The organism is Zobellia alginiliquefaciens (genome assembly GCF_029323795.1).
GTDB lineage: Bacteria > Bacteroidota > Bacteroidia > Flavobacteriales > Flavobacteriaceae > Zobellia > Zobellia alginiliquefaciens.
The window spans coordinates 2,148,741-2,174,631 of the sequence record NZ_CP119758.1 but is presented as its reverse complement, the minus strand read 5'-3'; the positions used below and the strand labels follow the sequence as shown (position 1 = coordinate 2,174,631).

The window sequence follows — 25,891 nt, the reverse complement described above, 5'->3', positions numbered from 1 at the left end:
CTATGAGAAGGACCAGACATAAAATAGCGGTATTCTCAGATTTGACGGACAGCATGCTTAGCCTTCTTAAAAGTTCGGTTAGCTTGGCACAAATGATTGATGGTGAAATAGAGGTTTTTAACGTGACAAAACCTACCCAGATCATAGGCAAGGACAATCAACTATCGGCAATACGCACTATAAACCGTGAGTATATTTTAACCGATAAGCGAATGAGAGACATCGTATCACCAATATCAGAGGATTACGGGGTTCCTATTAGCTATACCAGCACTTTTGGCAATGTAAAAGCTGAAATTGCCCGATATTTATCGGACAATGAACCTGATGTTATTGTTTTAGGAAGAAAAAAAATAAAACCTTTCAATACAATAAATGATAGAATCACCAACTTTGTCTTGCGTACTTTTAAAGGATCTGTAATGATTGTCTCGGAACAAAACAGTATTGAGCCAGGCAAAAAAATTGGAATTGGCATGCTCAATTGCTCAGGTGAATTAAATAATTCCCCTTTCAGTGAAACCCTTTTTACCTGTGCCAACAGTCCATTAAAGTCTTTCAATATTATTGATAGTTCTAAGACGCAGATGCAACCCTTTCAGTTTTTAGGGCAGAAGACCGTTAATTACGTATTCGATTATAATCAAAATACAATAAAGACGCTCCCTACTTATCTTTCTATGAGCAACATAGATTTATTATTTATAGAACGAAAAAGAAAGGAAAATCACAGTATCCCCGCCATATCAAACATGTATGATATGGCAAAAAAACTAGGGGTCACCCTCATGATTACCGGTGAAAAACGAACCAATTATGAGTATCAAAGCAATTTACAAATAGCATAAATTAAAATAAAGAAATATGAAAGCACATACTAAGGAGACACAAGCAACAATGACTCCTGAGAAGGCATTAACCTTTTTAAAAGAAGGCAACCAACGTTTTCAACAAAACTTGAAAGCCAATAGGAACCTTTTAGAGCAAGTAAACGATACTAGTGAAGGACAGTGGCCTTTTGCCACTATATTAAGTTGTATTGACTCTAGAGTTTCAGCAGAATTGGTTTTTGACCAAGGTCTAGGTGATATTTTCAGTATTCGTATTGCCGGTAACTTCTCTAACGAAGATATTCTGGGCAGTATGGAGTTTGCCTGTAAACTTGCCGGTACCAAACTTGTTGTTGTATTGGGCCACACTAGTTGTGGTGCTGTAAAAGGGGCTTGTGACCATGCAAGATTGGGGAACCTAACAGCTTTAATCAATAAAATAGAACCTGCAGTAGAGGCCGTGACCGAGCCCGCGGATGAAAGTCTGAGAAATTCAAAAAATCTTGAATTTGTAGATAAGGTTTCCGAAAAGAATGTCCTTTTGACCATAGACAACATTCGCCAGCAGAGTCCGGTTTTAGCCGAGATGGAAGACAAGGGCGAGATTAAAATTGTAGGTGCTATGTATGACATATCTAACGGAGAAGTCGTATTTTATTAGTAGTCTGAATCAGTAAAACACAAAAGGTCAATGTTGGCATTGGCCTTTTTTTCAAGTATTGCCCTAGATTTAGTTTTATTTTGTAAAAAACTACATAATGAACCTAGATACTGTTTTTGAAAATAATGAAAAGTGGATTGCTGAAAAATTAGAAACAGATCCGGACTATTTTGGGCAATTGGCAGAAGGCCAAAATCCGGAATTGCTATATATTGGTTGTTCGGATAGTAGGGTTACGGCAGAAGAAGTGATGGGCGCAAAGCCAGGTGAAGTCTTTGTGCATCGCAACATTGCGAATATGGTAATCAGCATTGATCTTAATGTACTTTCTGTTGTAAAGTCCGCCGTAGATTATTTAAAAGTAAAGCACATTATTGTTTGCGGTCATTATGCTTGTGGCGGCGTCAAAGCCGCAATGCAATCACAAGACCTAGGTGTACTGAACCCATGGTTGCGTAATATTCGTGACGTGTATCGTCTTCATAAAGAGGAACTCAACCAGATTGAAGACGAATCAAAAAAATACGATAGGTTAGTAGAGCTTAACGTAAAAGAACAATGTGTAAACCTAATTAAAACAGCCGTGGTACAAAAAGCATTTCGTGACCACGGATTAAAAGTACACGGTTGGATATTTGATGTCCATACCGGAAAATTAATAGACTTAAAAATAGATTTTGAAGGTTATCTCAAAAACATAATGGAAATCTATCATTTAGATTGATGGAGTCCATTTAAAAGAAACTTAAACTAATAGCATTAATCTAAACTCTATGAAAAATCTTTTCTCAAACTTAAAAGGAGACTTATTTGGAGGTATAACGGCCGGTATTGTTGCCCTACCCTTAGCATTAGCTTTTGGTGTTAGCTCAGGCCTCGGCCCTAGCGCCGGACTCTATGGTGCTATATTCATTAGTTTTTTTGCAGCCCTTTTTGGCGGTACCAACACCCAGATTTCTGGGCCAACCGCACCAATGACCGCAGTAAGTATGGTGGTCATAGCCGGTATCATTGCTATAAACGATGGCAGTATAGAAAAAGCATTGCCCGCAATTCTTATTGTATTCCTACTGGCAGGCCTTATGCAGATCGGTCTTGGTCTTTTAGGCATAGGTAAATACATACGCTATATTCCGTATCCCGTTGTCTCTGGTTTTATGACCGCAATTGGCGTTATTATATTGGTAACACAGATTCTACCCGCTATAGGCTACTATCCAAAAGAGGATGAAGCCTTTGTTGATCAGTACAAACCAATGGCAGAAGAGATTATTCTGGACAATATCTTAAAAGAAGAAGCCGGAGAAGGCATTCTTGTTCTAGAAAATTTTGAAGAAACCATTAAACGTGCAGAAGGTATTACAGAAGAAGATATGCTCAAAGAAGCACGTACCTTGGCAAAAAGTGAAGCTTCTGGAGTTTTAGGAGCTATTAAAGTGATGCCCCGGGCTTTACAGAACATAAATTGGTTAGAGCTTATTCTTGCCTTATCTACCATTGCAATTATTTATGGGTTCAAAAAAATAACAACAGCCATTCCCAGTGCATTGGTAGCACTGATCGTAGTATCTGGTGTGGCTTACGGTTTTGGATTGAACTACAGACCTATTGAAGAGATCCCAAGCGGTTTTCCCGTACCCAACCTAGACATATTTACCGGTTTTGAACTAAACTCGGTTACACCCTATATTTTCACGGCCCTCACTTTAGCCTTGCTAGGAGCTATTGACTCCTTATTAACCTCTGTAGTTGCTGATAATATGACCAAAACCAAGCATCAACCCAATAAAGAATTAGTGGGACAGGGAATTGGAAATAGTATTGCGGCCATTTTTGGAGGTATTCCGGGAGCCGGTGCGACTATACGAACCGTTGTTAATATTAACGCAGGTGGTAAAACCAAACTATCCGGTATGGTAGCCGGTGTATTGCTATTGGTAATTCTTTTGGCATTAGGACCCGTAGCTTCTCAAATACCGGCAGCGGTACTTGCTGGAATATTAGTGACCGTAGGTATTGGCGTTATGGATTATAAAGGTTTAAAAGCTATCCCTAGTTTACCTAAAGATATGAGTTTAGGCCCTATCAAATTCAGTTCGGAAGTAGTTATCATGCTGGTTGTACTTGTTCTTTCTTCCGTATGGAATTTGGTCTATGCAGTAGGTGTTGGCTTGGTAATTGCCTCTTTAATGTTCATGAAGAAAATGGGTGATCTTACAGCTGAGAGATCGGATGTAAAATCCTTGGAAAAAGAAGAAGGATGGGCAGATGAAACTGGCATTCCTAGAAGCCTGAGGGAGAAAATTTTCATCAAACACCTTAAAGGTCCATTATTCTTTGGTTCTACAAGTGAATTTCAAATATTGGCCGATCAAATACCTAGGTCTGCATCAACGGTAATTATTAGAATGGATCGCATGCAGTATATGGATCAATCCGGTCTTTACACTTTAGAAGATGTGCTTATAGATTTACATAATTCTGATATAGAAGTCCTGTTTGTAGACGTACTGGAACAGCCACGTTATATGATGGAGCGTGTAGACTTAATACCGGATTTAATACCTACAGACCATATTTTTGACACCTTTAATGATTGCATAAAATACTTACAACAAAACAAAAATGATAGGTCAATTGAAGCTTCGGCGTAACTGCGAAGCAATTTATGACCAATAATGTATTTGGTAATGCCGCAAAAGTCCTAAATTTGCGGCTTTAGCCGAACATCATGATCGATACCATAAAAAAGCACATTACAGAGGTAGAAACGTTTACTGCTACCACCAAAGAGGAACTGGAAAGCTTCCGCATTAAATACCTAGGTAAAAAAGGCCTCTTGAACGATTTCTTTGCGGAGTTCAAAAACGTGCCCAATGAGCAAAAAAAGGAGTTCGGTCAGACTATAAATCAGTTAAAACAAGCCGCGAACGAAAAGCTAAATACTTTACGGGATGCACTTGAAAGTAAAACTGAGGAAAAAGGCATCTACGGTGATTTAACCCGGCCAGGTGAACCTATAGAACTAGGGGCGCGTCATCCTATTTCCATCGTTAAGAACCAAATTATTGAGATTTTCTCCAGAATAGGTTTCAATGTATCCGAAGGACCAGAAATTGAAGATGATTGGCATAATTTTACCGCCTTGAACTTACCTGAATATCACCCCGCCCGAGATATGCAGGACACATTTTTTGTTCAGACCGATCCAGATATTTTATTGCGTACGCATACGTCATCCGTACAAGTGCGCTATATGGAAAACAATCAACCGCCTATACGTACCATATCACCAGGAAGAGTATATCGTAACGAAGCTATTTCGGCACGTTCCCATTGCTTTTTCCACCAAGTGGAAGGTTTATATATTGATAAAGACGTATCGTTCGCAGACCTAAAGCAAACACTTCAATTCTTTACCACCGAACTGTTTGGAAAATCTAAGATTCGCTTACGCCCATCATATTTTCCATTTACGGAGCCTAGTGCAGAAGTAGATGTATACTGGGGCCTTGAAACCGAAACCGACTACAAAATGACAAAAGGTACCGGGTGGCTAGAGATTATGGGCTGTGGCATGGTTGACCCCAATGTATTGGACAACTGTGGTATTGACTCAAAAGAATATTCCGGTTTCGCTTTTGGTATGGGTATAGACAGAATTGCATTGTTGCTTCACCAAATATCCGATATACGTCTATTGAGCGAAAACGATGTTCGCTTCTTAGAGCAGTTTAAAAGTGCATTATAAGATAAGGTGTGAAGAAAGATATTGAAATACCTGTTGCAAAAGATGTTCATGTAGTCCTTATAAGGGAATGGAACGACGAGTTTCTTTCCAAAGAATGGAATGCCTACATCATAAACAACCGAGTAGACCCAATTGAAATGACCATAGTAGTGTCCAAAGGTTTTGACCAGGAACGCAAAACCTCAACCATGCGGCATGGTATTGGTACCATCCTGTCCAAAACTTTTAGAAAGATAGAATTGGTACAAGAAGAAGTTCTTGCGTTGGACAATGAATTTTTTGTGACCTTCTTTGCAGAAGATAAACTCTTTGAAAAACGTTTTCTCTTTCCAAAAAACACGGTCTCAGAAAAAAGTCTAACTACTATTCCACTGATTGAAAAAGACGGAATTTTTGCTAAGTAAGCTACACCTTCATTTTTCGTTTTTACCCATTCCTTAGATTATATTTGGAGCCTTTACGTCTTGACAATACCTAAAAACATATAGTTTATTAAAAAACAATCCTATCAAAAAATTACATTAAAAGCTAACAACCAATTGGTTAAGCCCTCAAAAGACACTTTCTAACATAGTTTTAACTCGTTTTAACAAAATTTAAGTTCTTTTAGTTTGTCTACTACCGAACTAACACTACCTTTGTCCCTTCAAAAATTGGAACAATGGATAAAGAAGAACGTAAACAAAGGTTAATAGAGGAGCTAGGTGTCCATTTTGAGACAGAGTATAGCCTTCCTCCATTAGCTGCTAGAATCTTTGCAAATCTTGTAGTAACGGATGAACTTGGACTTACTTTTGAAGATTGTCTTGAAAAAAGAGGTGCTAGCAAAAGTTCAATTTCAACCTCATTAAACTTATTACTACAGTTAGGCATGATTACCTACTTCACTAAGTCAGGTGATAGAAGAAGATATTTTAAAATAGCAGATAAAAGTGATTTCTTCATAAAAAAATTAGAACAAGCTCTTAAAAAAGCCGGTAACGAGTCAAAAATGATTCAAAAGGTAGCCGCTTATGACCAAGAAAACAATCCAGAAAAATATGAACAATACAAGCAAAAAATAGAAGTATATATAGAGTGCCTGAATCAAAACAAAAAGACATATCAGAAAACAATTGAGACTTTAGGAAAACTATTTTAAAAAAATTTAAACATTTAGTTCGTTTTGTACCGAACATTTAGAATTAACAAAACCTTAACAACAATATAACATCCATCTAAAAATGAAAAAGCTATCAATTATAGGAGTATTAAGCGCAGGACTTTTACTGAGTTCCTGTTTTGGAACATCCCCATCATCACCGGCAGAAGGTGCTGCTGCCCCACCGCCACCCAGTTTAGAAGTGAGTGATTTAAAAGCACAGGATATTACTGTGTATAAAGAATTCTCTACCACTTTAGAAGGTAAACAGAACGTAGAAATTTGGCCCAAAGTTTCAGGGTTTGTACAAGAAGTATATGTAGAAGAAGGTCAAAAAATTAAAAAGGGACAACTTCTTTTTAAGCTGGAAACCCAAACCTTAAACCAAGATGCAAATGCTGCAAAAGCTTCAGTAAATGTTGCTCAGGTAGAAGTTAACAAACTTAAACCCTTAGTAGAAAAAGATATTATCAGTGAAGTACAATTAGAAACTGCAAAAGCACAACTTGCTCAAGCACAAGCTAATTACGAAAGTGTTGCCTCAAACATTGGTTACTCGCGTATTACCAGTCCTGTAGATGGTTTTATTGGTGAAATTCCATTCAAAATTGGTGCCTTGGTTAGCTCTAATATGGCCCAACCGTTAACCACGGTTTCCGATGTTAGCCAAGTACGTGCTTATTTTTCCTTAAATGAAAAAGAGCTACTGCAACTAAAAGAATCCATGCCTAAGAACACCAAAAATCTTATGGATCTTGAGAAAGCACCAGAAGTAAAGTTGATTATGATAAACGGCGAAGAATACCCTGAGTCAGGTAAGATTGCGATGATAAATACTATTATAAACAGCACTACAGGTAGTGTTACCGCAAGAGCAGATTTCAACAATCAAAACAATATTTTGAGTAGTGGCAGTACGGGTAAAATAAAAATACCTACAGTTTATAAAAACGCTTTTGAAATACCACAGTCCGCAACGGTAGACCTACAAGGTAAAAAACTGGTTTATGTAGTAAAAGATGATAATACGGTTACAACTATGCCCTTAGATATTATCACAACTACCCAAAAAGGTTTTATTGCTAAAAACGGAATTGAAGAAGGAACCACAATTGTTCTAGAGGGAGTGTCTAAACTAAAAGATGGAATGGCAATTAGTCCGGCTAAATAAGCATCCGTCAATCATCATAACGTATAAATAAAGAACAATGTTTCAAAAATTTATAGATCGTCCCGTACTTTCTACGGTAATATCGATCATCATAGTTATTCTAGGTATCTTAGGTTTGACTACTCTACCTATTGAAGAATATCCAGAAATAGCACCACCTACGGTGCAAGTTACAAGTACCTATACCGGTGCAAACGCAGAAACGGTACTTAATAGTGTTGTTATTCCGTTAGAGGAACAGATTAATGGTGTGGAAGACATGTTGTACATGACCTCTAACGCGAGTAATGACGGTGCATCAACAATAAATGTATTTTTTAAACTAGGTACGGACCCAGATATTGCAGCGGTAAACGTACAGAATAGGGTTGCGAGAGCTAACAGTGTATTGCCGCAGACGGTTGTACAGACTGGTGTAATTACGCAAAAATCCCAGACCAGTGCTTTACTGTTTTTCTCATTATTCTCGGATAATGATGAGTATGATGCAACGTTCGTGGAAAACTATGCTAGAATTAACATAGTACCTAAGCTACAACGTATTGAAGGTGTGGGTAACGTTACCGTTTTCGGATCTAAAGATTATTCGATGCGTATATGGCTAAACCCAGAAAAGATGGCGGCCTATAAACTTATGCCATCAGACATACAGGCAGCCCTTAGCGAACAAAACCTTGAGGCGGCAACCGGTAAAATTGGTGAAAATGCAGATGGAGTTTACGAATACGTATTAAAGTACAAAGGTCGTCTTTCTGAAGAAGCCGAGTACGAAGATATTATTATTAGAGCTCAGGAAAACGGACAGTTTTTACGTCTTAAAGATGTTGCCGAAATTGAATTAGGCGCCTTTAATTATGGTACTAAAAACGAAGGTATGGGTAAACCCGGTACCGCTGTTGGTATTTTTCAAACTTCCGGCTCCAATGCGAATGCCATTATTGATGAAATTCAAATCATTTTAGATGAAAGCGAAGCCGATTTCCCTAAAGGATTGGATTACGTAATCCCTTATAACACAAAAGATTTCTTAAGTGCCTCCATAGAACACGTGGTACAGACATTAATTGAGGCCTTCTTGTTGGTTTTCTTAGTGGTATTTATATTCTTACAGGATTTTAGGTCAACATTAATCCCAGCCATTGCTGTTCCCGTAGCAATTGTCGGTACGTTCTTCTTCCTCTCGTTATTTGGATACTCCATAAACATGTTAACGCTATTTGCAATGATTCTCGCCATTGGTATTGTGGTGGATGATGCCATTGTGGTAGTAGAGGCGGTGCATGCTAAAATGGAAGAAGGTGCAACCCATGCAAAAACGGCCACTAAATCTGCCATGTCGGAAATATCAGGTGCCATTATCTCTATTACCTTGGTAATGTCTGCCGTATTTATTCCGGTGTCCTTTATTAGTGGTTCATCTGGTGTCTTCTACCAACAATTTGGTATAACGCTGGCCATTGCAATTCTTATTTCTGCGGTGAATGCATTAACCTTGAGTCCAGCTTTGGCAGCACTTTTATTGAAGCCCCATAACCCATCGGAAGAGCATAAAAAAGGAATTACAAAACGTTTCTTTTCTGCTTTCAACACTGGTTTTGACGCCGTAACCGATAAATATGTGGGTTCCGTAAAATTCATAGCCAAAAGAAAATGGTTAACATGGGGGTCTATTGCAGTTTTTGGAGTAGTAGCATACCTGTTGTTCCAATCAACGCCTACCGGATTTATTCCAAATGAAGATAAAGCAATTGTATTTGCTGATGTTACCATGCCTCCTGGAACTACTTTAGAGCAGACTCAGAAGACCGTGAAAAAATTAGATTCTATTTATCAATCTATGGATATTATAGAAGCTAGGATGAACATTACCGGTTTCAGTATTTTGAATAGTGTAAACGGTGGTTCTTATGGTTTCTCAGTACTTCGTCTAAAAGATTGGAGTGAACGTACAGGAGAAGGAGAATCTGTTCAAGAAGTTGTAGGCAGCTTGTTCGCAAAAACAGCAGGACTCAAAGATGCCAAAATATTCTTCTTTACTCCGCCAAGTGTGCGTGGTTTTGGTAACTCCACCGGTTTTGAAATGAATTTGCAAAGTAAAGATGCAGATGACTGGCAGACGGTAAATAAGGTAACTAACGAATTTTTAGCTGCCATAAATGCTAGACCAGAGGTACAATACGCCATTACGAACTTCAACGCTAATTTCCCTCAATATGAGTTAGAAGTAGATGCTGAGAAAACAAAAATGGCAGGTCTAGCAGTGACGGATGTCTTTAACGCTATGCAAGGATACTACGGAGGGTTGTACACAACAGACTTTAACAAGTTTGGTAAGCAATACCGTGTAATGATCCAAGCAAAACCTGAGGATAGAGCAGATGAAAATTCATTGAATCATATTTTTGTAACGAATGCCAATGGTGAGTCTGTTGCCGTATCTCAATTTGTATCATTAAAGAAGATATACGGCCCTGAAGTCGTAAGTAGATTTAACTTATTGAGTTCCGTTAAAATTAACGGAGCCATGAACCCCGGTTATTCTACTGGTGATGCTATTAAAGCTATTGAAGAAGTAACTGCAGAGGTGCTACCTAACAATTACACCTATGAGTATTCTGGTTTAACAAAAGAAGAAAATAGTGCGGGTAGCCAAACTATTATCATATTTATGTTGAGTTTGGTGTTTGTATACTTCTTATTAAGTGCACAGTATGAATCTTACATATTGCCATTATCAATATTACTATCTCTACCGGTTGGTATTGCAGGTGCTATTGGGTTCGTTAGTATGGCAGGTCTTGAAAACAACATCTATTTCCAGATTGCCCTGATCATGCTTATTGGTCTCCTCTCTAAAAATGCCATTCTGATTGTAGAGTTTGCATTGCAGCGTAGAAAGCACGGTATGTCTATTATGGATTCTGCTATTGATGGTGCAAAAGCAAGACTTAGACCTATATTAATGACATCATTTGCTTTTATTCTTGGTTTAATGCCACTTGCATTATCATCAGGTATTGGAGCCGTGGGTAACCAATCTATTGGTATGAGTGCTGTTGGGGGTATGTTGATAGGTACCATATTTGGTGTATTCGTCATACCGGCATTATATGTCATTTTCCAGACCATTCAAGAGCGTATAACCGGTGCTCCACAACAAGAAGTAATTGAAGAACCAAAGAACTAGAGAAATCATGAAAACTATTATAACAAATAAATTCATATTGGTGGCCCTGTTTCCGCTCTTGCTGCAGTCTTGTTTTGTAGCAAAAAATTATGAGCGGCCAGAGGTCGAAACCGAAAATCTATATAGAACCGATAACCTACCTCAGGACAGTGTTTCTTTTGCATCGGTTTCTTACAAAGACTTGTTTACCGACTCTCATTTGAAGACCTATATTCAAAGAGGGTTGGAAAACAACCTTGACATTCGCATTGCCTTACAGAGCATTGCGGCAGCAGAGGCATATGTAAAACAAGGGAAAGCAGGTTACCTGCCAACTTTAAATGGTGCAGCAAGCGCTACAAGAACAGCAAAAAATAGTGAAAACGGACAGTTTGGTGCTCTTTTTACTCAGCCTTACAATCAATTTGAAATGTCGGGTACCGTTTCTTGGGAAGCTGATATTTGGGGAAAAATTAGAAGTAGTAAACGCGCTAGTGACGCAAGTTACCTACAAACCGTAGCGGCCCATAAAGCTGTAAAAACTAGTTTGGTGGCACAAATAGCCACAACCTATTATCAAATTTTAGCCTTGGACAAACAGATTTCGGTAACGGAAGAAACCATAGAAAACCGTTCCAAAAGTCTAGAAACCATTTCTGCTTTAAAAGAAGCGGGACAAGCAAACCAAGTGGGAGTTGACCAGACAGCGGCTCAACTGTATAGTGCTCAAAGTCAGTTATTAGACCTTAAGAATACACTATACCAGACAGAGAATACTTTAAGTCTTCTTTTGAGTGAACAGCCACAATCCTACGCACGTGGTTCTTTGGATGAGCAATCCTTAACCAATGAACTGCAACTTGGTGTTCCGGCCCTATTGTTGCGCAACAGACCGGATATTATGCAAGCTGAATACGACTTGGTCAATAGTTTTGAATTGACCAACGTTGCAAGAAGTAACTTTTACCCATCTATTACCCTTTCGGCACAAGGTGGCTTACAAAGTTTGGAGATAGATAACTGGATAGACTCTAGTTCTATTTTTGCCAATTTAGTTGGTGGACTTACACAGCCTATTTTCAACGGTAGAAAAATAAGAACGGCCTATGAAGTGGCGCAAGCAGAACAAGAACAATCCTTATTAAGCTTTAAAAAAGCACTTTTAACCGCAGGTACGGAAGTGTCGGAAGCTTTATATGATTACGATATCTCTGTAGAAAAAGAAGCGTATGTAACCAAACAAGTGGTTGCACTAAAAAGAGCGGAAACAAACTCTGAAGAATTATTAAACAGCGGATACTTAACCTATTTGGACCTTTTGACCGCAAGGGAAAACTCACTGAATGCAGAACTTAATTTGGTCAATAACAAGTTTGATCAATTATCTGCCAAAGTAGAACTATATCGTTCCCTTGGTGGCGGATGGCACTAAACATTTGCTGACACATGATAAACAAAGACCAATTTTTAGAATTTGCCCTTTCTAAATTCTTGAAATTTGGAAGCAAGCGCTTTACTATTGATGATTTGGCCCACGAACTTGGCATATCTAAGAAAACGATATACAAGAACTTTACGGGCAAAGAACAAATCATAAAAGAAAGTCTGGCCGCTTTTCTTACCAAATTAAGGTCTAACATTTATGAGTGTGTAGAGAAGGAGAAATCCGATCCTATTCTAGCGGTTATTTCAATATATAGAATAGGATTGGATACCCTTAAAAGTTTTAATCCTACCTTTTTACGCAGTTTAAAAAAGTACTATCCCGAAGTTTATAAAATGTTTAGCGATTTCAGGGAAAATGAAGTTTCGGTTCTTGTAAAAGACTTGTTGCACAGTGCTCAACAAAAAGGTCATATCCGAAAAGATGTGAATATAAAACTGACCTATGAGCTCTATTATAACCGAATGGAAGATATTCTTCATGCCGCACCCAACAATTTTTATAAGGATTTCACTCTAGAAGAGCTTCTGAACCACCTTATCATAAATAATATTAGGGGTATTGCCACAAAAAGCTATTTGGACAAAAACGATGCTTTTTTTCTTTCCTAGATTACCATAGTTTATATGGGTGCTTGCTCAATTGTGAATTGTAATATTTTACAATGCCCGTTACTTCTTCTCCCAACCACAATGGTTTTTTAAAGTTTTGGTTTTCAGATTGTAGCTCTACTTCCGCAACAACGAGACCTTCATTATCACCATGAAATTCATCTATTTCGTAAATGTGACTGCCTATCGGCACATTGTAGCGTACTTTATCTATAATTCCAGGCTCGCAAATCAGCAATAGTTGCTCGGCATCGGAAACGGAAATTTTCTTCTCCCATTCAAATCGGACGGTTCCCGCATCATTAGATTTTCCTTTTACGGTCAAAAAACCCAGCTCCCCTTTTATACGCACACGCACGGTACGCTCTTTATCCGTATTTAAAAAACCTTGAACAATCCGTTCTTTTAAAGTTGCCTGCTCTTGATACGCTACTGACGTAACCAAGAATTTACGTTCAATCTCAATCACTTGATGCTGCTATTTTCTTTATGGTGTCGGATTCTATAATATGCGACTCAAAGCCGTCGTTGGCAACCTTAACCATAGCGGTTGCTATCGTTTCTGGTTGTATTGAGCGGAATTTTTGAAGCGGCCCCGCTAAGACCAGATTCACTACTTTCATTAACTGTTTAAATAGCCATTCGCCTGCCCGCTTTTCTTCGCGTTTGCCGCCAATCAACGATGGTCTAAACATATAGGTCTTCCCTAAATGTTCCTTTTGCACCGCTGCTTCCATTTCGCCTTTTACACGATTATAAAAGACGCTACTTTTAGCATTCGCCCCCATAGAAGAAATAACTAAAAAAGATGAAATGGCATGTTTAGCGGATAGCTTGGCAGCGGCTACGGGAATACCATAGTCTATATTCCGGTACACTTCTTTATTGGGTGTTTTTGACTTTGTAGTACCAATACAACAAAAGACCTCATCACCCGTAAAATCAGATTTAAATTGCTCTAACTTCATTAAATCCCCTAAATGTTCTTCTATCTTTTCATGGGATGATCCAACGCTGGAGCGTGAGAACAATTTAATTTTCTCGTAGCGGTCATCCTCAAGTAAAAGTTGTAGCAAAATGCCTCCGGTAAGACCGGTTGCCCCAAGAATAATCGCTGTCTTTTTTTGTGTTTCCATCCAACTAAATATAAACTAATTTTGCAGTATGCCAAACGATTTTCCATTGCGAAAAATTATTCATGTGGATATGGATGCCTTCTATGCATCTGTAGAGCAGTTGGACAATCCAGATTTACGCGGAAAGCCCATTGCCGTTGGCGGAAGCTCAAAAAGAGGTGTAGTAGCGGCAGCCAGTTACGAAGCCAGAAAATTTGGTGTTCGCAGTGCAATGAGTAGTGTAGTGGCACAACGCAACTGCCCTGAACTCATTTTTGTAAAAGCACGCTTTGAACGTTATAAGGAAATATCCAAAATTATACGCGGCATTTTTCATGAATATACGGATCTGGTAGAACCCCTTTCCCTAGATGAAGCCTATCTGGATGTTACCGTAAACAAAAAAGGAAATCCCTCTGCTTCATTAATGGCAAAAGAGATACGCCAAAAAATATTTGATACTACTGGACTTAATGCATCTGCTGGAATTTCAATTAATAAGTTCATCGCCAAAGTTGCCAGCGACATTAATAAACCCAATGGGCAGAAAACAGTAAACCCAGAAGAAGTATTAGAGTTTTTGGAAGAGCTTGAAATCAGAAAATTTTATGGTGTAGGGAAGGTTATAGCCGAGAAAATGTACAGATTGGGTATTTTTACCGGCAGGGATTTGAAATTAAAAACAGAGGAATTCCTAGAAGAAAATTTTGGCAAGAGCGGAAGCTATTATTACCATGTGGTCCGTGGTATTCACACAAGCGAGGTTAAACCGCACCGCATTCCAAAATCCGTTGGTGCGGAACGTACCTTTAATGAAAACCTGAGTAGTGAGGTCTTCATGCTAGAACGACTTGAGCATATTGCCGAAGAACTTGAAAAACGCCTCAAAAAAGCAAATATAGCCGGCAAAACCGTGACTTTAAAAATTAAATACAGTGATTTTACACTAAACACACGTAGTAAGACCCTGAATTATTTCATCTCTTCTAAAGGATTAATTTTAGAAACGGCCAAAGAACTTTTGTATCAAGAAAAATTACAGAACTCGGTTCGCTTGTTGGGTATTTCCTTGGCAAATCTCAATACGGAGAAAAAACAGAAAGATATAAACAAGGAAACAGTCTCGGTACAGTTAAAGTTTGAGTTTTAAGAAATTCATCTTTTTTTCGTAAAAAATTAACAAGATTTTAAATGTTTACACAAGAGTGCTACAATTTAGATAGTTTGTGTTAGAATTTTTGGCCTTTCAACACCTTTCTAAGCCAACTCCCTCCGCTTTAATCCACTATCTTTATATCTAGCTTAGGCGTCATTTGCACTATGAAAAAAGTGCATTTCAAATTGACGTTTTTTCATACGAGTATTCAGTTAAAAGCCTGTCCAGTTGATACGAACTAAAATTAGAACCTACACTAAAATTTCTGCTTTGGCAGATATTAAGATCGAACCATTTGATGTTAATAAGCGGTACACCAAACCGCATAGGCACAACAAGTACATGGAGCTGGTCTTTTTTAGTGCAGGTAGCGGTATGCACTATATGGATGAAACAGGTTATCCCATAACGCCACCCGTTATTTTTATTATTAAGAAAGATGAAGTCCACCATTGGGAAATAGACACCATACCAGAAGGGTTCGTTATTATAATTAAAGAAGGATTTCTAGAAAAAACATTAGATAAACACATCAACCTTCAATTAAAGCAGTTAACGAACATGCGGGTTATCCATCCGGAGCCAGACCCGAGTATTCAATCCCTTTTTGAAATCGCATCAAAAGAAATAAAAGAAAATTGCGCCGGTAGGGATATTTTGGTAGAAGGTGTACTCAAAGCCTTATTCTCTAAAATATTGACCTACGTAAAGGTTGATGAAACCGTATCTACCAATAATTTAGAGGAGCGTTTTGATGAGCTATTAGCGCGCAAGCTTAAAAACGATGTAGCTTATTATGCCGAAAAACTGAATACTACCGCCCAGAACCTAAATGCACTTTGCAAACGAAAACATGAGAAAACGGCTTCTACTGTGATTGCCGACCATATATTGAAGGAAACAAAACGCCTTTTACTTTACACCGACCTTTCCGTTACCGAAATTGCATACAAATTTGACTTTACCGATGTTTCTCATTTTGTCAAATATTTTAAGCGTCATGAAGGTCAAACGCCATTACAATTTAAAAAAGTAGCGATCGTACCTTAACTTTTTCAAACAGACCATAATTCAATAGGGGTTAAGGGTAATTTCGACACCTAATTAATACCAAACCTATTGAACATGAAGTTTTATCGCGCATTATTAGTATTATTTGCACTAATCCCGATAGTTACATCTGCCCAGATTTCAGGAAAAATAACTGATGCAGACAATGATTATCCACTGGAATATGCAACTGCCGCCATCTTTAATCAAGAAAACGGTGAATTGGTTACCGGAGTCATTACAGACCTAAACGGATTCTTCACCATTGAAGACGTTAAAAACGGGACCTACTACCTAGAAGCATCTTTTATCGGTTTTGAAACCAAAACCGTTAGGGACATTACAGTACAAAACAGAAAAGCAGTAGATCTGGGCACAATAGCCCTTTCTATTGGTGGCACCCAACTTGAAGAGGTTGTAATTAAAGGAGAACGTGCTACGGTTATCAATAAAATTGATCGCCAAGTTTTTGACACTAAAAAATTTCAGAATAGCCTTGGCGGGAGTGCCACGGATATTGTTAAAAATATACCCTCGGTCAGTGTTGATGGTCAAGGAGAAATAAGTGTTCGTGGAAGTACAGGTTTCGTTGTTTTGCTTAATGGAAATCCGGTGCAGGGGAATGCTTCCAATCTATTGAACCAGCTTCCTGCCAATGCCATAGAACGTGTTGAAGTTATTACCGCTCCCTCTGCAAAATATGACCCTGAAGGGAAAGCGGGCATAATGAATATCATCACTAAAAAAGGTGCTGCAGATGGCACGTTTGCACAAGTAAATATCAAAGGAGGATTGCCTTCTTTTGAAACGTACGGTAATGATGAGGCTCACCAACGCTACGGCGCAGATGCTACCTATAACATTCGCCAAGGAGATTGGAATATTTCTATGGGTGCCAGCTACCAACGTAACGACCTTGGTGGAAGGCGAGAAGGTGATGTTTATACTATTATTGACGATACCCGCACCCAATTTCCGTCAACCGGAGAGCGTAGTTTTGATGAAACAAATTATAGTGGTCGCTTTACGGTAGATTATGCTCCGGACGAGAAAAATGCCTATTCATTAGGTTTTTACGGGGGGAAAAGAGAAAAAGACCGTTTAGCGGATATTGTATATTATGACAACCATAGTATTACCCCTGCCGATGGCGGAGACCGAGATTATACTTTTCAGTACTATAACCACAATTTAAGAACTAGAAAAAGTGATTTCATCCTTGGAAGCTTTGACTATTCCCATATTTTTGAGAACACATCAAAACTATCTACCTCATTCTTATATGAATACACGCTATTAGGTGGCCCTACCGAGAGTGATAATTTAGGTGAACCTGATAGGAGTATTATCTACCAGCAGGAATATAACACAAACGACAATCCTTTAAATGGTGTTCGCTTATCATTAGATTATGCTTGGAAGCCTTTTGCTATAGGTCAGCTTGAAACAGGTTACCAATTCCGAAACTTAGACCATACGGGTGATTTTGTTTACGAGCGAAAAGATGATACTACTGGTGGCGCTTTTGAACTTGTTCCTGAATTTTCGAGTGAAGTTGATCTGAAAAGAAGTATTCATTCCGGCTATGCACAACTAACCGGTGCCAAAGACAAATGGGAGTACGCCGCTGGGGTTCGTATTGAAGCAATGGACCGTGAACTTGACCTGAGAGACAAGCAAGGTCTAATCGATACTACATACTCTTACGATTACGTAAAACCGTTTCCATCCGCATCCGTACAATATACCTTTGAAAACAATACAAAATTAAAAGCGGCTTATAGTAAAAGGGTAGAAAGAACGGCTACTTTTAAAATGAATCCTTTTCCTGAACGTGAGCACTCCGAAACTTTAGAGCAAGGTGACCCAACCCTTAAACCAGAATTCATAGACTTGTTAGAAGTAGGGCTTAGTAAAAACTTTGGCAATGGTAATTCCCTTTTTGCCACCGCTTATTACCGCGATACCAAAAACTTGGTAAATAGGGTAAATACCGTCTATAACGATACTATTCTAAATCGTATCTACTCCAATGTAGGTAAGGCAAAATCCATAGGTGTGGAAATAGGAACGCAATTAAAACCCACTAATAACTGGTCCAATTTCATTGGCGCCAATCTTTACAATTATGCTATTGATGGGGAATATGATGGTAGGGATGTAGATAGCAGCTCTTTTGTCTACTCTATTAATGCGAACAGTACCTACGATTTTTCGGAGACCGCTTCGTTGCAATTGACTTTCAACTATCTATCGGAAAGAATTACGGCACAAGGAGAAGATTCTCGTTTCTATTCGCCTAATCTAACCTTTAAAAAGTCATTTCTAGACAATCGTTTGACGGCAACCTTGCAATGGCAGAATATAGATTTAGGATTATTGGATACCAACGAACAACGAATTACCACATATCGTGAAGGGGAATTTTACACCACAACAAATTACATTTATGAGGTAGATATGGTGTTACTTAACCTGTCGTACAATTTCAATCAGAACAAAAACAAATCTAAATTCATCGATAGTGAATTCGGGAAACAAGAATTTTAGTTTTTCATAGTTGATGTTTAGTTGAGTAGTAGGCGAGAGCCTAAAAGAGAAAGCCCCAATGACAGCTAGTCTATTCGGGGCTTTCCTCTATTTGCCTTTTTCTGGGCGTTGTTCTTTTTGTGCTTTAGCCGTTTTTCTATAGAAGATCTAGAAGGTTTTGTTTTTCTACGCTTTTTACGAACTTTAAGAGCTTCTTCAATAAGATTAAAAAACCTGGATATGGCTAGTTCCTTATTTTTGTGCTGACTCCTACTTTCATCGCATTGCATCTGTAAGATACCCTCTTTGGTAAGTCTCTTTCCTATTTTTCTCTGAATGCGTGATTTCTCAACCTCGGTAAGTCCGGAAGAGTTTTCAACGGAAAAACTAAGTTCTATTTTAGTCGATACTTTATTAACATGCTGACCGCCCGCCCCACTACTCCTCACAGCTTTAAAATTCAGTTCTTGAAGTAATTGGTCCTTATTCATGTTTTAGGAATCTGACATACGCTGGTTAATGGTCTCCAGCGCTATATTTAGAAAAATCACTTTTCCGACCTCCAAAGGTTTATCGTGATGAAAATAAATATCCTCACCTTCATAAACACCTACGATCATAAAATGGCTTCCCATATAGTACGCTCCCTTGACCACGCACTCCAGACCAGATTTCCCGGAAACCTTAAATTCGTGTGCATATACTATAATACGTCTTTTGGTATCTGCGTATGATTTTACAATATTTATGGGAATTTTATTGGCTTCGCCGAAGAGAGATGCCACATATAGATCCTTAGGATGCTCATACAGGTTTTTAGGGCTGTCCTTAGCAATAATAAACCGATTTTTAAGTACAACCACCCTATCCGCAAACGGAAGCATATCCATATGGTCATGCGTAGCCGTAAGTACGGTAATTTTTTGGCGTTTTAAATAACCGAAAAGGTTACGCCGTAAACTATTCTTTCTAAAATTATCAATATTGCTAAAAGGCTCGTCCAATAAGAGCACTTTAGGTTCCTGAGCCAAGACCCTTGCCAATGCCACGCGCTGCTGTTGGCCACGACTAAGCAATTTCACCTTAGTTTTGGCAAACTTGGTCATTTCTATCATTTCAAGAAGCTCGTAGGTACGTTCTTCCATCTCCTCAGGTTCAAAAACCGATAAAAATTGACTGATGTTCTCTTCTACCGTAGTAAAAGGCATCAAATCAAAATCTTGAGAAAGGTATTTCATGTACGGTTCACCCGGCACAAGATTATGCTGTGGCCCCAAAACTTGAGTTTCGTTCCAATATACCTCACCCACCTCAATATGTAAGAGTCCGTATATAATTTTAAGAAGTGTGCTTTTACCGCATCCACTTTCACCTATAATGGACACATGTTCCCCTTTAGCGACTTTTAAGTTGATATTTTCCAAAACGGGAGTACCATCTTCATAGCCAAAAGAAACATGATCTACTTGTAACATATATTCATATTCAAAAAACCAGAGGACCAAAAAGTCCAATCGGTATTACACTTGTGTTCTTCAATTCCTATTTAATTAGAAAGAGCTTCAAAACCCATATTATACAGTGTAAACGCAAAAATATCAGCATACTGTTCAATGGTCTTACTTACGGGCGTACCTGCTCCATGACCCGCATTTGTCTCGATTCTAATCAAGGTAGGGTTATTTCCGGTTTGTTTGGCCTGCAGATCAGCTGCGAACTTAAAACTATGCGCAGGCACCACGCGATCATCATGATCTCCGGTAGTAACCAAAGTAGCAGGGTACTCCACTCCCTTCTTAATAGTATGAACGGGTGAATATCCTTTTAAGTATTCAAACATTTCTTTACTATCTTCGGACGTACCGTAATCATATGCCCATCCTGCACCCGCGGTAAATGTATGGTAACGTAACATATCCAAAACGCCAACTGCAGGCAATGCTACCTTCATTAGATCTGGTCTTTGCGTCATTGTAGCCCCCACTAATAATCCACCGTTACTTCCTCCTCGAATAGCAAGATATTCAGATGAAGTATAGTTGTTTTCAATCAAATATTCCCCTGCGGCGATAAAGTCATCAAAAACATTCTGCTTTTGCATTTTTGTGCCCGCATCATGCCATTTTTTACCATACTCACCGCCACCCCTTAAATTAGGCACGGCATAGATACCTCCTTGCTCTAACCATACAGCATTTGCTATACTAAAAGCAGGAGTTAAGCTGATATTGAACCCTCCATAACCATATAAAATAGTCGGGTTTTTACCGTTTAGTTTCAATCCCTTTTTATGTGTAATGATCATAGGCACCTTTGTACCATCCTTAGAGGTATAAAACACCTGGTTAGATTCGTATTCATCAGAATTAAAATCGATGTTTGGCGTCCAATACGATGTATATTCGCCTGTCTCAACATTGTATTTATAAGATGAACCTGGAATGGTATAATTGGTAAAGGAAAAATAAAACTCCTTATTTTCTTTCTTACCACCAAAACCGGAAGCAGTACCCACACCTGGAAGCTTTACTTCACGGATTAAATTTCCTTCATAATCGTATTGGAGCACTTTACTAATGGCATCCACCATATATTCCGCAAAGAAATAACCACCACCGGTACCAACAGTCAATACATTTTCTGTCTCAGGAATAAAATCCACCCAATTTTCTTCGCTCGGGTTTTCGGCATCTACCGTTACAATTTTCTTATTGGGAGCATTTCTATTGGTTACAATATAAAGTTTAGAACCTATATTCTCTATAATGTAATTGTCAGAATCCGTATCCTCCACTATGGGCACCAATGGACTGTTTTCGTTTGAAAGGTCCTTTATAAAAAGTTTATTCCCTGAAGTGGAAACTGCCGCAGAAATCTGAAGGTAACGTTGGTCTTCGGAAACAGAAGCCCCTATATACCTATGTTTTTCTGTTTCAGTTCCCCCATATACCAATTGGTCTTCTTTTTGAGAAGTACCTAATTTGTGGTAATAAACCTTGTGCTGATCGGTCTTTGCAGAAAGCTCACTACCCTCCGGTTTGTCATAACTAGAGTAATAGAAACCTTCATTTCCTTTCCAGGAAATGCCGCTGAATTTTATATCGGTAAGCGTGTCTTCAACAATTTGTTTGGTATCGGCCTTGATTACAATGGCCTTACGCCAATCACTACCGCCTTCGGATATTAAATATGCAGCAAGTGAGCCATCTTTTGTAAAACTTAATCCCGCAAGGGAGGTAGTACCATCTTCTGAAAACGTATTAGGATCCAAAAACGTTTCTTCTTTACCTTCCCCTTTTTTTCTGTATATGACATACTGGTTCTGCAAACCATCGTTTTTATAGAAATAAGTATAGTCTCCTTCTTTAAAAGGAGAACCTAACTTTTCGTAATTCCACAGTTTTTCCAAACGCTGCTTTAACGCCTCACGGAACGGAATTTTTTCCAAGTACTTAAAAGTAACCTCATTCTGAGCCTTTACCCAAGCACCCGTTTCATCACTCATATCATCTTCTAACCAGCGGTACGGGTCCGCTACGGGAGTTCCAAAATAAGTGTCAACGGTTTCTGATTTATGTGTCTTAGGATATTTCACAATAATAGTCTCTGTTTTAGGTAATGCCTGACCAGCCAAAGTAGCCGAAGCCAATGAAAACAATACAAGGTATTTCTTCATGATGTAGCGATTGAAATTCGCCAAAAGTACCATAAAAAAACCTATGCCGGCAGTGCCCAGCATAGGTTTTAACTAAAAATTTAGAAAGGTCTTAACTTTTATACCAAGTGGTTTTCTACTAGATACTCAGCAATTTGCACCGCATTTGTAGCAGCACCTTTGCGCAAGTTATCCGCAACAATCCACATATTTAGCGTATTACGTTGCGACTCGTCCCTACGAATACGTCCTACGAAAACTTCATCTTTATCATGCGCATAAATTGGCATTGGGTAGGTATTCGTATCCGGGTTATCCTGTACGGTAACACCTGAAGTTTCATTCAACAAACCTCGAACATCGTTCAAATCAAAATCATTGTGAAACTCCACATTTACTGATTCTGAATGTCCTCCTGCCGTTGGAATACGTACAGCGGTAGCACTGATAGAAAAGCTACGGTCATCTAAAATCTTTTGTGGCTCACGAGCCAATTTCATCTCTTCTTTCGTATACCCGTTCTCCAAGAAAACATCACAATGTGGTAATGCATTTCTACCAATAGGATAAGGATAGGCCATTTCACCTTCTATACCCGCTATTTCATTTTCTAACTGGCGCACCGCCTTAACCCCAGTTCCTGATACCGATTGGTATGTTGAAATAACCACCCGCTTCATCTTGTACTTTTCATGCAATGGAGCTAAAGCCATTACCAATTGAATTGTAGAACAATTAGGATTGGCTATAATCTTGTCTTCTTTAGTTAATTCACCTGCATTGATTTCAGGAACCACCAATTTCTTGGTCGGGTCCATCCGCCATGCAGAAGAGTTATCTATAACTGTAGTACCAGCCTCTGCAAATTTAGGCGCCCATTCCAATGAAGTATCTCCTCCAGCAGAAAATATGGCAATCTCTGGCTTTGCTGCAACAGCATCGGCCAAACCAATAATTGTATATTCTTTGTCTTTGTATGAGAGTTTTTTACCTACCGAACGCTCAGAAGCTACCAACAGCAACTCTGTAACGGGGAAGTTACGTTCACTCAACACCTTAAGCATCACCTCGCCAACCATACCGGTGGCACCTACAACGGCTACTTTCATCTTTAATTAATTTTAGAAGCACAAATGTAGTGCAACCCTATTGACTGGACAAGCATTTTAAATTCGTATAATCATTATTTAACAAATTGTTTTAAATATAACATTTCAATAAAAAAAGAACCGTCAAAGAAGTAGCGAACTTCAATGACGGCTTTAAGATTAAACTGCAGTGCAGCGGTGGCACTCCTTTTAGAGTACCTATATTATTTATTGCTTTTTAAGCAAATCTCTAATTTCACCTAATAAATCTTCTTGAGATGGACCTGTTGGAGCTGGTTCTGGCTCTGGGCCTTTTGCTTTAGCATAAGCCTTCACAATAAGGAACATAACGAAACCAACGATCAATAAGTTTACAATTGTATTGATCCATGCACCGTAACGGATAGCATTTTCAGCTACGTAACCTGGTTCTCCTTCTACACCTGAGGCTGGAGTAAGTATGTGCTTCAAATTGGCAAAATCCACTCCACCCGTAAATTCACCAACAACTGGCATAACGATGTCATTTACAAATCCGTTTACTACAAGGCCTACGGCTCCGGCCATTATGACTGCAACAGCAAATTCAATGACATTGCCGGTCATAATAAAATTTCTAAAATCTTTTAACATGATTAGTGTTTTTAATGGTTAATTAATTTATAGCGCAACTTAATGCATTGCAAATTAACAAAAAAAGGCTTACTTCTAAGATTTAGAGTCACGTTTTAATTATCAACCACAAGGCGTGTTACCCGTTGCGATATACCTGTTAGTATTTCATATGATATAGTTTTGGCTCCACTCGCAAACGCTTCGGCAGTAGGACTTTTCCCAAAAACAATAACCTCATCACCTTCTTTACAATCTATTCCTGTAATGTTCACCATAATCATATCCATACACACATTCCCAATAATTGGTGCCTTTTGCCCGTTAATTGTCACATAGGCTTTACCATTACCATACTGTCTACCAATACCATCTGCATGCCCAACAGGCAAGGTAGCTGTTACAATATCTTCTTGTGCCCTATAGGCCATGTTGTACCCTATGCTCTGCCCCTTTATAATGGTATGAATCTGAGAAATAACCGTCTTTAAAGTTGCTACCGGTTTAAGCTGAGCGTCTATAGCAGCTTCATTACCAAAACCATAAAGCCCTATACCACTACGTACCATATCATATTGAGATTGGGCCGCATAGTTTATAATACCTGACGTATTCAATAAATGCAGCATAGGCTTATGCTTCAGATGTTTTACAAGTGCATTCACAATACCTTCGAACCTTGCAATTTGGTTTTCCGTAAACTCGCGCTCGTTCAAATCCTCAGATGCTGCCAAATGTGAAAAAAGAGAAACGACCTTAACTTGATTTTGTCCCTTAAGCATTTCCGCCAAAGTCTCAACCTCATTCTCTGTAAAACCTAATCTATTGAGCCCGGTATTGAATTTTAGATGTATAGGATATTGGTTGAGTCCCCTTTCTTGAGCGACTTGCAGAAAATCTTTCAATATTTTAATCGAATAGATATTAGGCTCCAGATCATAGGTCACTAAATTATCAAAACTCACAGGTAGCGGATGCAACACTAAAATTGGCAACTTAATTCCTGCTTGTCGCAACACCACCCCTTCACTAACATAGGCAACAGCAAGATAATCTGCACCTAAAACCTCTAACTTTCTAGCAATAGCCACTGAATCACTACCATAGGCAAATGCCTTTACGACTCCCAGGAATTTAGTGGTTTGCTTTATTCTTGATTTTAAAAACCTGTAATTATGTTCTAAGGCCAAAAGGTCAATTTCTAGAACGGTCTCACTTGCTTTCGCCATCCGCTTTCTTATCATTAGTAGTTATTTCCTCACCCTTTACATCTAAGTGCTTTACTTTTTCCTTTAATCTTGCCTTATAGTAAGCACCACGGCTCAACGGCTCATATTCTTCCGTCTCACCCAATAAAACCAGATTATCATTACTGGATTTTCTATGGCTATAGTGAGCTAGATTTCCCGTGCGTGTACATATAGCGTGGACCTTGGTTACATATTCTGCGGTGGCCATTAATGCCGGCATTGGCCCAAACGGATTTCCCTTAAAATCCATATCCAATCCCGCTACAACAACACGTACCCCTTTGTTGGCCAAATCATTACAAACCGTTACGATCTCATCATCAAAAAATTGTGCTTCATCAATTCCTATAACATCACAGGTGTCGCCTAGAATTCTAATATTGGCGGCAGCAGGCACAGGCGTAGAACGTATTTCATTGGCATCGTGGGATACAACCATGTTCTCGTCATACCGAACATCTACCATCGGTTTAAAGATTTCTACCTTTTGTTTGGCGAATTGAGCACGCTTTAATCTACGGATTAACTCTTCGGTCTTGCCCGAGAACATAGAACCGCAGATGACTTCTATCCAACCGAATTGTTCTTTATGATTAACAGTATTTTCGAGAAACATTTTGTAATTTTAGACGAAAATATGGGGTTTTTCGTTCTTAATATT

The 25,891-nt window shown here is 38.7% G+C and carries 23 protein-coding genes; 14 read left to right on the top strand and 9 right to left on the bottom strand.

Features of this window, described 5'->3' with window-relative positions:
• The first annotated feature begins 2 nt into the window (after window positions 1-2).
• From P0077_RS09195 to P0077_RS09145, 11 genes are all read left to right on the top strand, one after another.
• Window positions 3-848: a universal stress protein gene (locus tag P0077_RS09195; protein ID WP_276168879.1), complete on the top strand. Its 846-nt coding sequence runs from the start codon at window positions 3-5 to the stop codon at window positions 846-848.
• Between the two features lie 16 nt (window positions 849-864).
• Window positions 865-1,491 carry a carbonic anhydrase family protein gene (locus P0077_RS09190; RefSeq protein ID WP_276168876.1) on the top strand — a complete coding sequence of 209 codons (627 nt, stop codon included), beginning with the start codon at window positions 865-867 and terminating at the stop codon, window positions 1,489-1,491.
• Between the two features lie 97 nt (window positions 1,492-1,588).
• Window positions 1,589-2,215, top strand: coding sequence for a carbonic anhydrase (locus P0077_RS09185; protein WP_276168874.1), 627 nt, complete (start codon window positions 1,589-1,591; stop codon window positions 2,213-2,215).
• Window positions 2,216-2,264: 49 nt separating this feature from the next.
• Window positions 2,265-4,145: a SulP family inorganic anion transporter gene (locus P0077_RS09180; RefSeq protein ID WP_276168872.1), complete on the top strand. Its 1,881-nt coding sequence runs from the start codon at window positions 2,265-2,267 to the stop codon at window positions 4,143-4,145.
• A 77-nt stretch (window positions 4,146-4,222) separates the two neighbouring features.
• Window positions 4,223-5,242, top strand: coding sequence for a phenylalanine--tRNA ligase subunit alpha (gene pheS / locus P0077_RS09175; protein WP_276168870.1), 1,020 nt, complete (start codon window positions 4,223-4,225; stop codon window positions 5,240-5,242).
• Window positions 5,243-5,250: 8 nt separating this feature from the next.
• Window positions 5,251-5,646, top strand: a complete 396-nt coding sequence (locus tag P0077_RS09170) for a hypothetical protein (protein WP_276168868.1) — start codon at window positions 5,251-5,253, stop codon at window positions 5,644-5,646.
• 257 nt (window positions 5,647-5,903) lie between these two features.
• Complete coding sequence (locus tag P0077_RS09165; protein WP_276168866.1) at window positions 5,904-6,383, top strand: GbsR/MarR family transcriptional regulator; 480 nt, start codon at window positions 5,904-5,906, stop codon at window positions 6,381-6,383.
• Between the two features lie 82 nt (window positions 6,384-6,465).
• On the top strand, window positions 6,466-7,554 hold the full coding sequence (locus P0077_RS09160) for an efflux RND transporter periplasmic adaptor subunit (protein ID WP_276168865.1): 1,089 nt from the start codon (window positions 6,466-6,468) through the stop codon (window positions 7,552-7,554).
• A 37-nt stretch (window positions 7,555-7,591) separates the two neighbouring features.
• On the top strand, window positions 7,592-10,741 hold the full coding sequence (locus tag P0077_RS09155; RefSeq protein WP_276168864.1) for an efflux RND transporter permease subunit: 3,150 nt from the start codon (window positions 7,592-7,594) through the stop codon (window positions 10,739-10,741).
• Window positions 10,742-10,748: 7 nt separating this feature from the next.
• On the top strand, window positions 10,749-12,152 hold the full coding sequence (locus P0077_RS09150; RefSeq protein WP_276168863.1) for a TolC family protein: 1,404 nt from the start codon (window positions 10,749-10,751) through the stop codon (window positions 12,150-12,152).
• Window positions 12,153-12,166: 14 nt separating this feature from the next.
• Window positions 12,167-12,775: a TetR/AcrR family transcriptional regulator gene (locus P0077_RS09145; RefSeq protein ID WP_276168862.1), complete on the top strand. Its 609-nt coding sequence runs from the start codon at window positions 12,167-12,169 to the stop codon at window positions 12,773-12,775.
• Between the two features lies 1 nt (window position 12,776).
• On the opposite strand, the gene P0077_RS09140 is transcribed toward P0077_RS09145, so the two are convergent.
• On the bottom strand, window positions 12,777-13,244 hold the full coding sequence (locus tag P0077_RS09140; RefSeq protein WP_276168861.1) for a CYTH domain-containing protein: 468 nt from the start codon (window positions 13,242-13,244) through the stop codon (window positions 12,777-12,779).
• Entirely contained in the window at window positions 13,237-13,911 is a 675-nt protein-coding gene (locus P0077_RS09135; RefSeq protein WP_276168860.1) for an NAD-dependent epimerase/dehydratase family protein, read from the bottom strand. The genes P0077_RS09140 and P0077_RS09135 overlap by 8 nt, the downstream gene beginning before the upstream one ends.
• A 28-nt stretch (window positions 13,912-13,939) precedes the next feature.
• Here P0077_RS09135 and dinB point away from each other — a divergent pair, with 28 nt between their 5' ends.
• From dinB to P0077_RS09120, 3 genes are all read left to right on the top strand, one after another.
• Window positions 13,940-15,040, top strand: coding sequence for a DNA polymerase IV (dinB, locus tag P0077_RS09130; protein WP_276168858.1), 1,101 nt, complete (start codon window positions 13,940-13,942; stop codon window positions 15,038-15,040).
• Between the two features lie 234 nt (window positions 15,041-15,274).
• Window positions 15,275-16,096: an AraC family transcriptional regulator gene (locus tag P0077_RS09125; RefSeq protein WP_276168856.1), complete on the top strand. Its 822-nt coding sequence runs from the start codon at window positions 15,275-15,277 to the stop codon at window positions 16,094-16,096.
• A 75-nt stretch (window positions 16,097-16,171) separates the two neighbouring features.
• Window positions 16,172-18,646 (top strand): TonB-dependent receptor, encoded by a 2,475-nt coding sequence (locus P0077_RS09120; protein ID WP_276168853.1) that lies wholly within the window; start codon window positions 16,172-16,174, stop codon window positions 18,644-18,646.
• Window positions 18,647-18,711: 65 nt separating this feature from the next.
• Here the strand turns inward: P0077_RS09120 and arfB are convergent, their stop codons facing one another.
• From arfB to P0077_RS09085, 7 genes are all read right to left on the bottom strand, one after another.
• Entirely contained in the window at window positions 18,712-19,116 is a 405-nt protein-coding gene (gene arfB, locus P0077_RS09115) for an alternative ribosome rescue aminoacyl-tRNA hydrolase ArfB (protein ID WP_276168851.1), read from the bottom strand.
• A gap of 3 nt (window positions 19,117-19,119) precedes the next feature.
• On the bottom strand, window positions 19,120-20,100 hold the full coding sequence (locus tag P0077_RS09110) for an ABC transporter ATP-binding protein (RefSeq protein WP_276168849.1): 981 nt from the start codon (window positions 20,098-20,100) through the stop codon (window positions 19,120-19,122).
• A gap of 71 nt (window positions 20,101-20,171) precedes the next feature.
• Entirely contained in the window at window positions 20,172-22,301 is a 2,130-nt protein-coding gene (locus P0077_RS09105; RefSeq protein WP_276168848.1) for a prolyl oligopeptidase family serine peptidase, read from the bottom strand.
• 98 nt (window positions 22,302-22,399) lie between these two features.
• Window positions 22,400-23,389, bottom strand: a complete 990-nt coding sequence (locus tag P0077_RS09100; RefSeq protein ID WP_276168846.1) for an aspartate-semialdehyde dehydrogenase — start codon at window positions 23,387-23,389, stop codon at window positions 22,400-22,402.
• A 207-nt stretch (window positions 23,390-23,596) separates the two neighbouring features.
• Window positions 23,597-24,001, bottom strand: a complete 405-nt coding sequence (gene mscL, locus P0077_RS09095; protein WP_276168843.1) for a large conductance mechanosensitive channel protein MscL — start codon at window positions 23,999-24,001, stop codon at window positions 23,597-23,599.
• A 95-nt stretch (window positions 24,002-24,096) separates the two neighbouring features.
• Window positions 24,097-25,209: an alanine racemase gene (alr, locus tag P0077_RS09090; RefSeq protein WP_276168841.1), complete on the bottom strand. Its 1,113-nt coding sequence runs from the start codon at window positions 25,207-25,209 to the stop codon at window positions 24,097-24,099.
• A complete protein-coding gene (locus P0077_RS09085) occupies window positions 25,193-25,846 on the bottom strand; it encodes a thymidine kinase (protein ID WP_276168840.1) in 654 nt (217 codons plus the stop codon). The genes alr and P0077_RS09085 overlap by 17 nt, the downstream gene beginning before the upstream one ends.
• Between the last annotated feature and the right edge of the window lie 45 nt (window positions 25,847-25,891).